Annotated in this window: 12 protein-coding genes; 1 reads left to right on the forward strand and 11 read right to left on the reverse strand. The window is 40.5% G+C overall.

Going from position 1 to position 13,398, the window contains the following annotated elements; genetic code table 11:
* The first annotated feature begins 22 nt into the window (after nucleotides 1-22).
* Nucleotides 23-2,680 (forward strand): transglycosylase domain-containing protein, encoded by a 2,658-nt coding sequence (locus tag MHI18_RS04535; RefSeq protein WP_340846219.1) that lies wholly within the window; start codon nucleotides 23-25, stop codon nucleotides 2,678-2,680.
* Between the two features lie 130 nt (nucleotides 2,681-2,810).
* Here MHI18_RS04535 and MHI18_RS04540 read toward each other — a convergent pair whose 3' ends face one another.
* The 11 genes from MHI18_RS04540 to panB form a co-directional block, all read right to left on the reverse strand.
* Complete coding sequence (locus MHI18_RS04540) at nucleotides 2,811-3,350, reverse strand: YpoC family protein (protein WP_340846220.1); 540 nt, start codon at nucleotides 3,348-3,350, stop codon at nucleotides 2,811-2,813.
* Nucleotides 3,347-4,003 (reverse strand): endonuclease III, encoded by a 657-nt coding sequence (nth, locus tag MHI18_RS04545; RefSeq protein WP_340846221.1) that lies wholly within the window; start codon nucleotides 4,001-4,003, stop codon nucleotides 3,347-3,349. Before nth ends, MHI18_RS04540 begins: the two co-directional genes overlap by 4 nt.
* 17 nt (nucleotides 4,004-4,020) lie before the next feature.
* A complete protein-coding gene (locus MHI18_RS04550) occupies nucleotides 4,021-4,713 on the reverse strand; it encodes a DnaD domain-containing protein (protein ID WP_340846222.1) in 693 nt (230 codons plus the stop codon).
* A gap of 157 nt (nucleotides 4,714-4,870) precedes the next feature.
* Nucleotides 4,871-6,163 (reverse strand): asparagine--tRNA ligase, encoded by a 1,293-nt coding sequence (gene asnS / locus MHI18_RS04555; protein ID WP_340846223.1) that lies wholly within the window; start codon nucleotides 6,161-6,163, stop codon nucleotides 4,871-4,873.
* Between the two features lie 184 nt (nucleotides 6,164-6,347).
* Entirely contained in the window at nucleotides 6,348-7,544 is a 1,197-nt protein-coding gene (locus tag MHI18_RS04560) for a pyridoxal phosphate-dependent aminotransferase (protein WP_340846224.1), read from the reverse strand.
* 18 nt (nucleotides 7,545-7,562) lie between these two features.
* Nucleotides 7,563-8,039, reverse strand: a complete 477-nt coding sequence (locus tag MHI18_RS04565) for a cell wall elongation regulator TseB-like domain-containing protein (RefSeq protein ID WP_340846225.1) — start codon at nucleotides 8,037-8,039, stop codon at nucleotides 7,563-7,565.
* A gap of 14 nt (nucleotides 8,040-8,053) precedes the next feature.
* Nucleotides 8,054-8,224, reverse strand: coding sequence for a YpmA family protein (locus tag MHI18_RS04570; RefSeq protein ID WP_081704985.1), 171 nt, complete (start codon nucleotides 8,222-8,224; stop codon nucleotides 8,054-8,056).
* A gap of 133 nt (nucleotides 8,225-8,357) precedes the next feature.
* On the reverse strand, nucleotides 8,358-11,132 hold the full coding sequence (gene dinG, locus MHI18_RS04575) for an ATP-dependent DNA helicase DinG (RefSeq protein WP_340846226.1): 2,775 nt from the start codon (nucleotides 11,130-11,132) through the stop codon (nucleotides 8,358-8,360).
* Between the two features lie 147 nt (nucleotides 11,133-11,279).
* Nucleotides 11,280-11,663 (reverse strand): aspartate 1-decarboxylase, encoded by a 384-nt coding sequence (gene panD / locus MHI18_RS04580; RefSeq protein WP_340846227.1) that lies wholly within the window; start codon nucleotides 11,661-11,663, stop codon nucleotides 11,280-11,282.
* A 21-nt stretch (nucleotides 11,664-11,684) separates the two neighbouring features.
* Entirely contained in the window at nucleotides 11,685-12,530 is an 846-nt protein-coding gene (gene panC / locus MHI18_RS04585) for a pantoate--beta-alanine ligase (RefSeq protein ID WP_340846228.1), read from the reverse strand.
* Nucleotides 12,527-13,363 carry a 3-methyl-2-oxobutanoate hydroxymethyltransferase gene (panB, locus tag MHI18_RS04590; protein WP_340846229.1) on the reverse strand — a complete coding sequence of 279 codons (837 nt, stop codon included), beginning with the start codon at nucleotides 13,361-13,363 and terminating at the stop codon, nucleotides 12,527-12,529. Before panB ends, panC begins: the two co-directional genes overlap by 4 nt.
* Between the last annotated feature and the right edge of the window lie 35 nt (nucleotides 13,364-13,398).

Here is a 13,398-nt window from a genome sequence, read left to right on the forward strand (position 1 = left end):
TAAGAAAGGCAGGTAAGCTGTAATGGCTGAGAAATATAACAGTAGACAAGAGAGAAGAAAGCAAGCGGAGAAGCAAAAGAAAACAAAGAAAAAACCTAAACAAGGAATGTTCAAACGGATCATCATGATTCTGGGTATTCTTGTAGGGATTGGACTTGTAGCTGGAGGAGTGACATTTGCCTATTTTGTCAGCGGTACTCCTGAGCTCGATGAAAGTCTTTTAAAAGACCCAATTGCCTCAAAAATATATGATAAAAATAAAAAATTATTATCTGAAGAAGGAATAGAGAATAGGGAATATGTCAATTACGAAGACATACCTGAGCTTGTCCAAGATGCAGTTCTAGCAACGGAAGATGTTCGCTTTTATGATCATCATGGGATTGATTTTTACCGGCTGGGTGCAGCGGTCCTATCAAACGTTACGGACGGCTTCGGATCTCAAGGTGCTAGTACCTTGACCCAACAGGTCGTTAAACGCTCTTACTTAACTCCTGATAAGACAATTAAACGGAAAGTACAAGAAATGTGGCTTTCGGTTAAACTAGAACAAAAGTATACAAAAGAAGAGATCTTTGAAATGTATGTTAATAAGATTTTCTATGGCAATCGTGCCAATGGAATTTCTACCGCAGCAAAAACGTATTATGGAAAAGAACTGAAGGATTTAACACTTAATGAAGTAGCCATGCTTGTCGGGCTGCCGCAGAGCCCAAGTAATTATGAACCATACGGACATCCTGATAAAGCGAAGAAACGTCGTGACGTTGTCCTTCACTTAATGAATAAACATGGCTTTATTTCGAAAGAAGAGATGGAAAAGAACCAAGCTATTGAAATTGAAAAAGGCTTGAAAGACAAGGATACGAGTAAAACGGATACAACTCCTTACGATGCTTTTATCGATGAAGTAATCGAAGAAGTTCAAAGTATGGGCGATTATAACGTCTATACAGACGGTCTAGAAATCTATACGACTATCGACCGTGATGCACAGGAATATGTATATAAATTATTGAATACCAATGAAGTTGTTCAGTACCCAAATGAAAAGTTACAAGCGGGTATTACCTTGCTTGATACCGAAACTGGTGAGATTCGGGCAATTGGCGGCGGGCGTAACACCACGGTAAAACGCGGATTTAATTATGCAACTGAAGCGAAGCGCTCACCAGGTTCAACCATAAAACCGATCATTGATTATGGACCAGCCGTTGAATATTTAAATTGGTCAACTTATCAACCAATCATTGATGAACCATATCAATATACCAATGGTACCCCAATTAAAAATGCGGGGGGCACATATAAAGGGCAAGTAACTGCTCGTGAAGCACTCGCCCGCTCATTAAATATTCCAGCCTTGAAGACCTATCAGGCAGTTGAGGAATACGGCGAAGGAAAAGGAAGAGAATTCGCAGAAAAACTAGGCGTACCTATTGATAATGTTAACGAATCCGCCTCTATTGGATCCATGGATTCCGGAATCTCTTCCATGGAATTAGCTGGAGCATACAGTGCATTCGGGAATAACGGAATTTATAATAAACCGCATACCGTGACAAAAATTGTTCTAAGAGACAAAACAGCCATTAAGCAAAAAGTTGAATCAAAAGCTGTAATGAAAGAATCGACTGCGTTTATTATTTCAGATATGTTAAAAAGTGTAATCAATGAAGACTACGGAACAGGAATCCGAGCGAAAGTTCCGGGCCTACCAATGGCAGGAAAAACCGGTTCAACAAACTTCACTCCTGAAGAAAAAGCAGCCAATGGCATTCCAGCTGATGGGGTCCGCGATAGTTGGATGGGTGCATACACCACCAATTATACTGTCGGAGTCTGGGCCGGATATGATAATAAGCCGAAGGAAAAACTAGACTACGTGGGCAGCAGCTCGCAAAGAATTCCTAAAGAAATTATTAAAAACTTAATGCAATATGTTGCAAAAAATAAAGAAACAAAAGACTTTAAACAGCCAAATAGTGTAGTTAAAGTACAGGTTGTTAAGGGATCAAACCCTGCCGTACTAGCCAACAGCTATACACCAAGTGAACGAATTACAAACGAGTACTATGTAAAAGGACATGAACCAACTCAAGTAACCAAGGAATACACTAAATTAGCTGCTCCTCAAGGGTTAACTGGTGCTTATAATCAAGAACTAAATGAAATCAATCTTAACTGGAGTTATCCAACACAAGACGAAGGATCACCTGAATTTGAGGTGAAAGTTTCAATTGATGGCGGAGGTTCGAAGGTACTCTCCTTGTCTAGTGATACAGGCTTGACTATTCAAAGTCCAACAGCCGGAGCCAGCTACTCCTTCAGCGTAACTGCGATTCTAAATGGCCAGCGAAGCGATGCAGCCACAACTTCTGTATCGGTACCAGCAGAGATAGAGGAAGTACCAGTCGAGGAACCTGAAGAAGAAGAGGAAATACCTGAACCAGAAGATCCAAATCAAGGAACAGAACCCGATACCGGTGATAACGAAGAAAATCCCGGGGATCAAGATAATGGAAACGGTAATGGAAACGGAAACGGGAATGGAAATGGAAATGAAGGCCCTCCTGAAACAGACCCAGGTACTGGTGAAAATGAACCTGGTGAAACACCAGGTACTGTACCACCAGAAAAACCAGGAGACACACCTCCTGAAGAAGATAGTGGTAATTAACCACCCAAAAAGGCTGTCGAGTATTTTTCTCGACAGCCTTTTCTTATGCCAAAAACATTCCATAATCACCAAGCAGAGCTAACAAAAAAATGCCCCCTCGCTTAAGAGCAGTGGCATTTTTTTGTATCGTTTATTCCTTGTTTCTCTTTTTCACTGCTTTCTGTAATGCGGCAAGCTTGTAGTATTGCTTTTCAATTTCTGTCATCAGTTCTTTCAACTGAATATATGAAGAGTAATGGCCGGGTCTTAAGAGGATGAAGGAGGCTCTCTCCTTTATATTAAGCGGATGCTTAGCGAGCTTATCCATTTGTTCCTGCCAATTTTTTAAATGTACTGGATGGTTATTCATCCAGAATAAACAGGTTAGAAACAAACTGATTCCCGCTTTCATAAACGGCAGAGCTTCTGGAAGATTACGATCTGCAAAACATTGAGCAGATTTTCCGCTGATCTTCCTCCACTCTGTAAACATCCATATTATCGCTTCATGTGGGTCTTCCCATGGGCGGCTGCCTTCTATGTTCTGATAATAAAGAACTTCATAGGGAAATCGGATATATTCAGCATCTCCCTTCCACTGCAGCCTTTCTTCCTGATTAACCAACACCGTATCTTCAGAATAAAAGAGTGGATGGGCAAGTTCCTCAGGAAGGGTAATACGCTTTGTCATATGCTACCTGCTTTTTTCATACGTTTTTTGCCTTCTCGGCAAAGATCAAGTAAAGGACAAACAGGGCATTGAGGAGATTGAGCCTTACAATGATAGCGACCGAAGAAAATCATCCGATGATGTGCGGCAGACCATTCTTCCTTTGGAATTTTAGCCATCAGGACTGTTTCAACTTCTGTTACACTATCTTTCCAACGAGAAATCCCTAGTCGTTTGCTGATCCGTTCTACATGCGTATCAACAGCAATCGCAGGTACCCCAAAAGCAACTGAAACCACTACGTTTGCTGTTTTTCTTCCTACACCAGGAAGCTTGGTCATTTCATCCCGATCACGAGGTACTTCACGATCATATTCATCGATCAGCATACGACACATCTTTTGAATGTTTTTTGCCTTATTCCGATACAACCCAATTGACCGGATATCATTTTCAAGCTCTTCCAGCGGCACACTCAAGTAATCTTCAGGGGTTTTATATTTTTGAAATAAATGTTCAGTCACTCTATTGACCAAAGCATCCGTGCATTGAGCAGATAATGCAACTGCAATGACCAGCTCGAATGGATTTGAGTGTTTTAACTCACAATGGGCGTCAGGAAACAACTCTCCCATCACATCCAAACAATAGCGAATCTGGCTTTTATTCAGCATAACAATCTCCTTTTTCCTTATTGTTCAAGCCAATTATAAAATGGAACGTCCTTCACTGGTTGATTATCCGGTTTCTTTTCGCGCTTTTGATAGGACCTGAATTTCTGGCTTTGAGCCTTTGCTTGCTCTACCGTCTTTATGCCGTTTTTCTTCCATTCAAATAGGATTCTATCGATATATCGGAAATTAATTTTTCCAGAAATGACGGACTCTCTTAGTGCACCTTTAATTAAATCAGGATGATGCTCATCATCCTGCCACATGGCTAAAGTTTCACACTCAAAGGGTGACAATGGACGGCCAAACTCTTGTTCAAATACCGTGTAGAGACTTTCCCCTTCCACTTGAACTTGAACTGCTTCTTCTTGTTTTTGACTTACTAAGTAACAGGTAATCATTTTTTCATATAAAGGCTGCAATGAATATCGTTCATCCCCTATTGTACGATCAACTTCCTCTTCAATCATAACAAATCCTCGCTGGATGAGACGCTGAATCATAAACAGGCATTCTGATTCTTCAAATGTCATTCGGTCAGCAATTTGTGAAGGAGCGGGGAAATTCTCTCCCTTATCTATGAAGTTCTGAAGCTGTAAAAGCAGCATAACTTCCTTTTCTTCAAGACCCATTTTCGGATAATGAGTTAACAAAACTGAAGGAATCGTAAGTGACCCTTCTTTAAACCAATCATATAATTTATCTTTTATCATGTTTACGGCACCTCATACACAGTATAACATGAATATCTTTGGGCATTGAAGTGAAATCAAATTGGTAATTTTCTTACAAACTTTGACTTGCCCGCTGCGAATGTTTCTCGAGGAACAAACAAAGGCTGTCGAGAGTCCTCGACAGCCTGTAGAATCATTATGGGTAAAGTCTGTTTAATAAACGCGGGAATGGAATTGTTTCACGTACATGGTCAACACCACTGATCCAAGCTACTGTACGTTCCAGTCCTAAACCAAAACCTGCGTGAGGTACAGAACCATATTTACGCAGCTCCAAGTACCAGTTATAAGCCTCAGGGTTTAAACCATGTTCAGCAATCCGCTGTTCCATAAGGGCTAAATCATGAATACGTTCTGAACCGCCGATAATTTCTCCATATCCTTCTGGGGCAATTAAATCGGCACAAAGAACAACTTCTTCACGTTCAGGATCCGGCTGCATATAGAAAGGCTTAAGGGAAGTTGGATAATGAGTAATAAATACTGGCTTATCATAACTTTCCGCAATGGCCGTTTCATGCGGAGCGCCTAAATCATCGCCCCATTTAATATCATCGAATCCTTTTTCATGTAAGAATTTCAATGCTTCATCATAAGTAATACGTGGGAACGGAGCCTGAATTTGTTCTAACTTAGTTAGATCACGGCCAAGTGTATTTAATTCAAGCTGACAATTTTTTAAGACAGATTGAACGATGAAGGATACATATTGTTCTTGAACTTGCAGGCTATCTTCGTGCTGATAGAAAGCCATTTCCGGTTCAATCATCCAAAATTCAATCAGATGGCGTCTTGTTTTTGATTTTTCAGCTCTAAACGTTGGACCGAATGAAAATACTTTACCAAGTGCCATTGCAGTCGCTTCCATATATAATTGACCGCTTTGGGAAAGGAACGCGTCTTCATCAAAATACTTAGTCGCAAATAATTCAGTCGTTCCTTCAGGTGCACTTCCTGTCAAAATCGGTGGATCAACCTTTACAAAACCTTCTTGATTAAAGAACTCGTATGTAGCACGAATGATTTCATTACGGATTTTCATTACAGCATGCTGACGCTTAGAACGTAGCCATAAATGACGATTGTCTAACAAGAATTCCGGACCATGCGCCTTTGGTGTAATTGGATAATCAACAGATTCATGAATGACTTCTACATTTGTTACTTGAAGTTCATATCCAAAAGGTGAGCGTTCATCGCTCTTCACGATTCCAGTAACATACATGGATGTTTCCTGCGTCAGTGATTTAGCACGAGCAAATAGTTCCTCGCCCACTTCTTCTCTTACAACGACTCCTTGCATGAAACCTGAGCCATCTCGTAATTGTAAAAACGCTATTTTTCCGCTGGATCGTTTATTAGCCAGCCAAGCCCCAATGACTACTTCTTGATTAAGGTATTTACTGACTTCTTTTATTGTAATTTTCAAAATTAGTTTCCCTCCAAAATGCTACAATACTTAGGAATTTACTTATTCATTATACATTTACCGACAATATCAGGCAAATATATTATTTGTATTTTTTTCCTATTCCCACCTGGAAACAGCAGTAAAAACGCTTCATGGCCGAACCCTTGAACATAAGGGAAACGGCCATGAACTAGAATTTATATTATCGAACCTGTGCCATTTTCTCAGAAACAAATTTGCTTATTCTTCCAACAGCTTTTTCAAGCTGTTCTAAAGACGTTGCGTAAGATAAGCGCATGTTATCAGGTGCGCCGAACCCAGATCCGGGAACGACAGCAACCAATGCCTCTTCAAGCAAAGCGGCAGCAAACTCATCAACCGTTGCAAAATTTGCAGCTATTGCGGCTTGCTTCACATTTGGAAAAAGATAAAACGCACCTTGAGGCTTCAAGCATGTTACCCCTGGTATGGCTGTTAATTGATCATAGATTGTATTCAAGCGCTGCTCAAACGCCTTACGCATTTCCTCTACAGGCTCCTGTGTGCCTGCATACGCTGCGATGGCGCCGTACTGGGCCGTCGTTGTTGGATTTGACGTACTGTGGCTGGCCAAGTTCGTCATAGCCTTCACAATCGCCTCATTACCTGCAGCATAGCCGATACGCCAGCCTGTCATAGAATGTGATTTCGATACACCATTAATGACCATCGTTTGACTCTTTAATTCTGGTGAAAGTTCAGCAATGGACACATGTTTTGCCCCTTGATAAACTAGTTTCTCATAGATTTCGTCAGAGATAATGAGAATATCATGCTTCAAACAAACTTCGCCAAGTTCTTGAAGTTCCTCTTTCGTATAGAGCATGCCTGTTGGATTACTTGGAGAATTAATAATAATTGCTTTTGTTTTAGATGTGATACTTTCTTCAAGCTGCTGTGCAGTGATTTTAAAGCTATTTTCTTCTGACGCAGTAACAAATATGGGAGTCCCCAATGCTAACTTTACTTGTTCAGGGTAACTTACCCAATAAGGAGTTGGAATGATTACTTCATCTCCCTCATCGAGTATTGCTTGGAACAAGGTATATAAAACATGTTTAGCACCGGAACCGACAATGATCTCTGATGGTTTATACTCCAAGCCCTGGTCTCTTTTCAGCTTTTTAGCAATTTCTGCTTTCAACTGAGGAAGCCCTGCAGATGGGGTATATTTTGTCTGTCCTTCATTCATCGAGTTAACGGCTGCATCGATAATATGCTGCGGCGTATTAAAATCGGGCTCTCCGGCTCCAAGACCAATTACATCGTATCCTTGTGCCTTAAGCTCCTTCGCCTTTGCCGTAATAGCCAATGTTGAAGATGGTGTTAATGCCTGTACCCGGCTTGCTAACTTTGTCATGAAAAAAAGCCTCCAATTCTATATGCTTCGGTAATATTTCAGCCACTCGCCTGTTTTAAAATCATAATAATCATAATTATAGCGATTCGCCTTATCTATATAGGTTACTTCCCAAAGCGCAACATTGCGCTCCATTCCAAGTTTAATGGAAATGATTTCTTCTGGTGCATGTTCTTTGACGACAATCTTACGGATTTCTTCCTTAGACTTACCATCACTATACTTTTCTACTTTAATCTTCTGTTTATCATCTTCAGGAATCCATACAGCCATCTTTTCCCTATCAGCATTCTCTCCAACCACTACAGAGAACGTTTCCTCGCCATTATACATATAAAAGCTATCCATAGTGACAAGTTCGCCTTCTTGCTTTGCTTTGTTGAAGGCTTCCGTGGATGCTTCTTTTTTGGGACCCATCGCATTCACATATACACCGGCAATCGTTCCGATTATACAAAGGACAACGATAGTAAAAATAATTACCCATTTTTTCAAGGCAGTCACTCTTTCTATGTACGATAAATCGTGAATATCGCTTTTTCTTGGTTTTCAGAATCTAACGCTAATCCGAACATTAAGTCACGGTCTTTCAATGTGCGGTTCAATGCATCAACTACTTTATATAATTCAGGTGAATGCTGCAATTTAACCGTTGAAATAATCTCAATCTTATTTTCCATTAAGAAGCACCCCCTAACACCTAAATAAACTATTGAAGCAGTAACAGCAACGTTTCTTTGCCTTTACTGCTTATCATATTATAGCAGTTTTTGATTGTTTCCGTTACTATTTCTTTGCCTATTCACGGAAACACTAAATCCACTCTTCAATCCGATACGTCATGTCATCCTCATTTACTTCCAGCCACTCTACAGGCGGTATGGCCTGACGGAATTCGGATCCATAAGAAGAAGTCATAATTCTTCGATCTAAAACGAGCAGAACCCCGCGGTCCGTACTGGTCCGGATCAGTCTGCCGAACCCCTGACGGAATCGCAGAATCGCTTCAGGAAGCGAATAGGCATAAAAAGGGTTTCTTCCTTCACGTGAATAGAGGTTGCATTTGGCTTGAATAATGGGATCGTCAGGCGGTGAAAAAGGCAATCTGACAATAACTAGACAGGAAAGATCCTCACCAGGTATATCTACTCCTTCCCATAAGCTTGTGGTTCCGAAAAGCACGGCTTTATCAAAGTTCTGGAAATTGCGGAGAAGTCGCATTTTGCTGCCGCCGGTTAACCCTTGTGCAAACAATGTGAACTCCTGCAAAAAGCCTGTAGCTTTAACCTTTTGATAAGTCGTCCGCAGCATATCGTGGGAAGTAAATAGTACCATCATTCTTCCATTGGCCGCTTGTGCTGCCGCAATAATATGTCTGGCTACCGCAATAGCATAATCATCTGCAGAAATAGTGTTAACCTCTGGAATATCGCTTGCAACAAGTACCCTGACATTTTCCTCATACTTAAAAGGTGATGGAAAGTTATAGGTGTGAACAGGAATGTTCTGCATCCCCAGCTGCTCAATAAAGAAACTAAACGTGTCCTTTACAGAGAGTGTCGCTGACGTCATAATGACGCTCTTTTGGTGAACAAAGCACGAATCCCAAAGGATCTTATTCCCTGATACTGGCTGCGAAGATAAGGTAATTCCATGCTGCGGAACGGATTTGGTAAATTCAATCCAGTAGATTGATTGGTCACTCGGATGAATAAAGAATTCAGCCAAGGACTGAATAATCTCGTTCATCCCGCTGATCAACAATTCCACATCGTTCATATAGAACAATTCATTTTTAGTGAGTTCTTCGTTTTTTAACATACATATCCGATCAAATAATGTCTTCTTGATGTCTGAAAGATTATCAATAAGCCTTTCAACCAGAAAGCTAATCCCCTGCCATTCCTTCACGTCCTTGATCTTTAACGGAATCCGATGGGGACCACTGGACTTTCCTGATTTATTTGCCTCTGATGAAAGCAATTGAAATAATTGCTCGAACTCATACATAAAGTCAGTAAGCTTTCCGTCAATAAAACTGCTCGTACGCTCAGGTGTAATCCCTTTATTACTTAGAATCTTTTCAAGCTTTCTTAACAGCTGCTTCTGATCCGATGTTCCCAGGCGATTAAGCATGGTTTTGACCGAAATATAATTTAATCGCTTTCCAAGGTATTTTGATGCTGCTTGCTCAATATGGTGCGCCTCATCTAATACTAAGTAGCCTTCTGGTATAATCCGGTTACTAGACATAATATCCGCCATTAAAAAAGCATGATTCGTTACAATGATATCCGCCTTAGAAGCGACCAATTTAGCTTTTTCATAAAAATCCTTCGACTTCCAAGGGATTTGAAGATCTGGAGAAGTGAATCCATCACTCTTAATTCTGTTCCAGAAAAGCTCTCCGCCGCTTGTTAAATGGAGTTCATCCTTTTCTCCGGTTTCAGTCTCCGTCAACCAAACTAAAATTTGCATTTTCGTTAGTGCGGTTTCATAATTATCTTCTTTTCCCCGAAGAGCCCGCTCAAATTTAGCCAAGCTAAGATAATTGGCTCGTCCTTTCAATAAAACAACATGAATGGAAAAAGGAAGGATTTCCTTTAATTTAGGCACCTCTGTCGAAAGCAGCTGTTCTTGCAGCTGTAATGTATACGTAGAGATTACGACAGGTGTATCCTGCTGTTTGGCAAAATAAGCGGCTGGCAGCAAATAACCAAGTGATTTCCCTATCCCAGTTCCAGCTTCAATAATACTGTGCTGTTCCTGAATAAAGGAATGATAGACTGTATCCATCATCGCCAATTGACCTTTTCTAGCTTCAAATTCTGGAAAAGCTCTCTTCATCCGGTCTACTTTTTCTTTCTCGCTAAACGGAAATTCCGGAATCTTTTCACTACAGGCTTTCGCTGGTTGGACCTTTTTAAAGGCTAAGCCGCGAAATGTTTCAATAGCTGGATTATGCAGCTCTGCTTTTGAAAGTTTAACCGTTAAGCATTCATCAATTAATTCAGCTATCTCACTTTTCAAAGAAAATGACAGTTTAGATAATTTCTTCAAGGTCATAACTGGCAGCGAATATAGTTTCTTCTTCAACTGCAATAGCAGTAATGCCGTAACATAGGCATCACTGTCTGCTTGATGTGGACGTGGATGCTCTAGATTCTCTTCCTTTGCCAATTGATTGAGCTTGTAACCATCCGCTGTTGGTTTTAATATTTTTGCAAGTTCAACTGTATCAATGGTTGATCCGTAAAACGGTTCATACCCGCAGCGTTCAAGTTCTTCCTTCAAAAAGGAGAGGTCAAATAGAACGTTATGCGCCACAAAACAAGCGCCTTCTAATAGTGCGCAAATTCGTTCGGCGACCTCTTCAAATAAAGGGGCATCCTTGACTGTATCATTATTTATTCCCGTTAATTCTTCAATAAAAATAGAAATACTTTGTTCTGGCTGTAGATAGGTTGAATACTCATCAACAATTTTATCATTTTCAATTACGACGGCAGCAAATTGAATAATTCGATCTCCTTTTTTAGGAGAGTTACCGGTCGTTTCTAAATCTATTACCACATAGCGTTGCGCCATTTTCTGTACACCTCTAATAGTTCACTTGAAGCTTCACTCACTTGTTCCTTATGTTTTTATACCATAATTCCGGTAATAAAGAAAATAAGGTCAACCAAAAAAGGAAATCACCAAGGCATTCTGTGCCTTGATCATTTCCCCATTTTTTTATTTAATTGTTGCTTCAGGTTCATGTGACAGGATCTCAACTATTTCATTCTTTTCATTCATGATTGCAACAATTGGTTTGTGAGTATGAATTTTTTCTTCTGCTACCATGACATATGAAATGATAATGACGATATCATCACGCTGAACAAGTCGTGCTGCTGCACCGTTGAGGCAAACGACTCCGCTGCCTCTTTCACCCGCAATGGTATACGTTTCTAAACGAGCTCCATTGTTGTTATTCACAATCGCTACTTTTTCATTAGGTAGTATCCCAACTGTATCGAGGATATCTTCATCAATAGTAATACTGCCGACGTAATTTAAATTGGCTTCTGTGACACGAGCACGGTGTATTTTTCCGTTCATCATTGTGCGAAACATCTGGAATCCCCCTTGATGATCTTAAATGGATAGAATTAAATTATCAATCAGTCTTGCTTTTTGAAACTTCACAGCAAGTGCAACTAAAATGGTTCCCGATAAAGTTTCCAGAGAAGTTAATTCAGGATACTGATATAGTTCAATATAATCAATCTCTCCACTGGTCGTAGTTTCAATATGTTCTTTAATAATCTTTATAATCGTATCTGTTTGTCGTTCTCCACGTTCTATGGCTTCTTTACCCAGCAAGAGTCCTTGGTATAATTCCTTCGCTTCCTCGCGTTCCTTGTTAAGAAGATAGACATTGCGCGAGCTTTTAGCCAAGCCATCTTCATCACGAACTGTATCAACTGCAGAGATTTTTATTGGAAAATTGAAATCTCTCACCAATGCGTCGACGATTGCTACTTGCTGTGCATCCTTTTTACCGAAATAAACAGTATCAGGTGTGGTTATATTAAATAGTTTTGTTAAAACGGTTACCACGCCATCAAAATGTCCAGGTCTGCGCTTTCCGCAAAGGACCTCTGTCCGTTTTACAGCTGTAGCTTTTACCACGGATTCTGAGCCATACATCTCAGCTACTGTTGGGCAGAACATATAATCTGCTCCCGCTTCTTCAGCTGCAGCTGCATCACGGTCCCTATCCCTTGGATACGACTCAAAATCTTCATTAGGACCAAACTGCAGCGGATTGACAAAAATGCTTACTATGACCGTATCGTGGTCCCCTCGAGCTTGCTTAATTAATCTCTGGTGGCCCTCATGAAGAAACCCCATCGTGGGCACAAAACCAATTGTCTTACCCTTTTGCTTATCTTCTCTAATATTTTGCTGTAATTCAGTAATCGTGGTGATGATCTTCATGATTTCCCCCCATAAAGCGCGTTGACTTCTTCATCATTCATAGTAAATGAGTGCTGTAAAGCTGGAAAATCTCTTGTTTTAACCTCTGAAACATACGACTCCAGAGCCTGTTTAATCAGCTCATTTGCATTTCCATATGTTTTAACAAATTTAGCCACACGGTCTACACCATAATTGATGACATCGTGATAAACCAAGACTTGTCCGTCTGTATCCGCACCTGCGCCAATTCCTATTGTTGGAATGCTCAATGTCTCGGTTACTAATTTTGCCACTTGATGCGGCACACATTCCAGTACAAGAGCGATAGCCCCAGCCTCTTCACATTTTTTGGCATCCTCAATTAATTTCTTAGCGGACTCCGCACTTTTGCCTTGAACCTTGTAACCGCCAAGAACTCCTACTGATTGTGGAGTTAAACCGAGATGCGCAATAATAGGAACGCCTGCTTTCGTTAAGGCGGATATCTTTTCCAGTACTTCATCTGCTCCTTCAAGCTTTAAGGCATCGGCATTTCCTGTCTGGATGATTTTTGCTGCGTTTTTCATGGTTTCTTCTAGTGAGGAGTGATAACTCATAAAAGGCATATCTGTAACGACGAACGTATCAGATGCTCCTCTCTTCACAGCCTTAGTATGATGGATCATATCATCAACGGTCACTGGAATCGTTGATTCATAGCCGAGAACAACCATTCCTAAAGAATCTCCAACTAAGATCATATCCACACCAGCCTGCTCCGCAAGCTTAGCAGAAGGATAATCATAAGCTGTCAACATAACTATTTTTTCATCATTTTGCTTCATCTTCAAAAAATGGCCCGAACGTTTCATTTTACTTCCTCCTTTTTTAGAGGGAGATGAACTAA

The sequence above is a fragment of the Peribacillus sp. FSL H8-0477 genome, assembly GCF_038002765.1.
GTDB lineage: Bacteria > Bacillota > Bacilli > Bacillales > DSM-1321 > Peribacillus.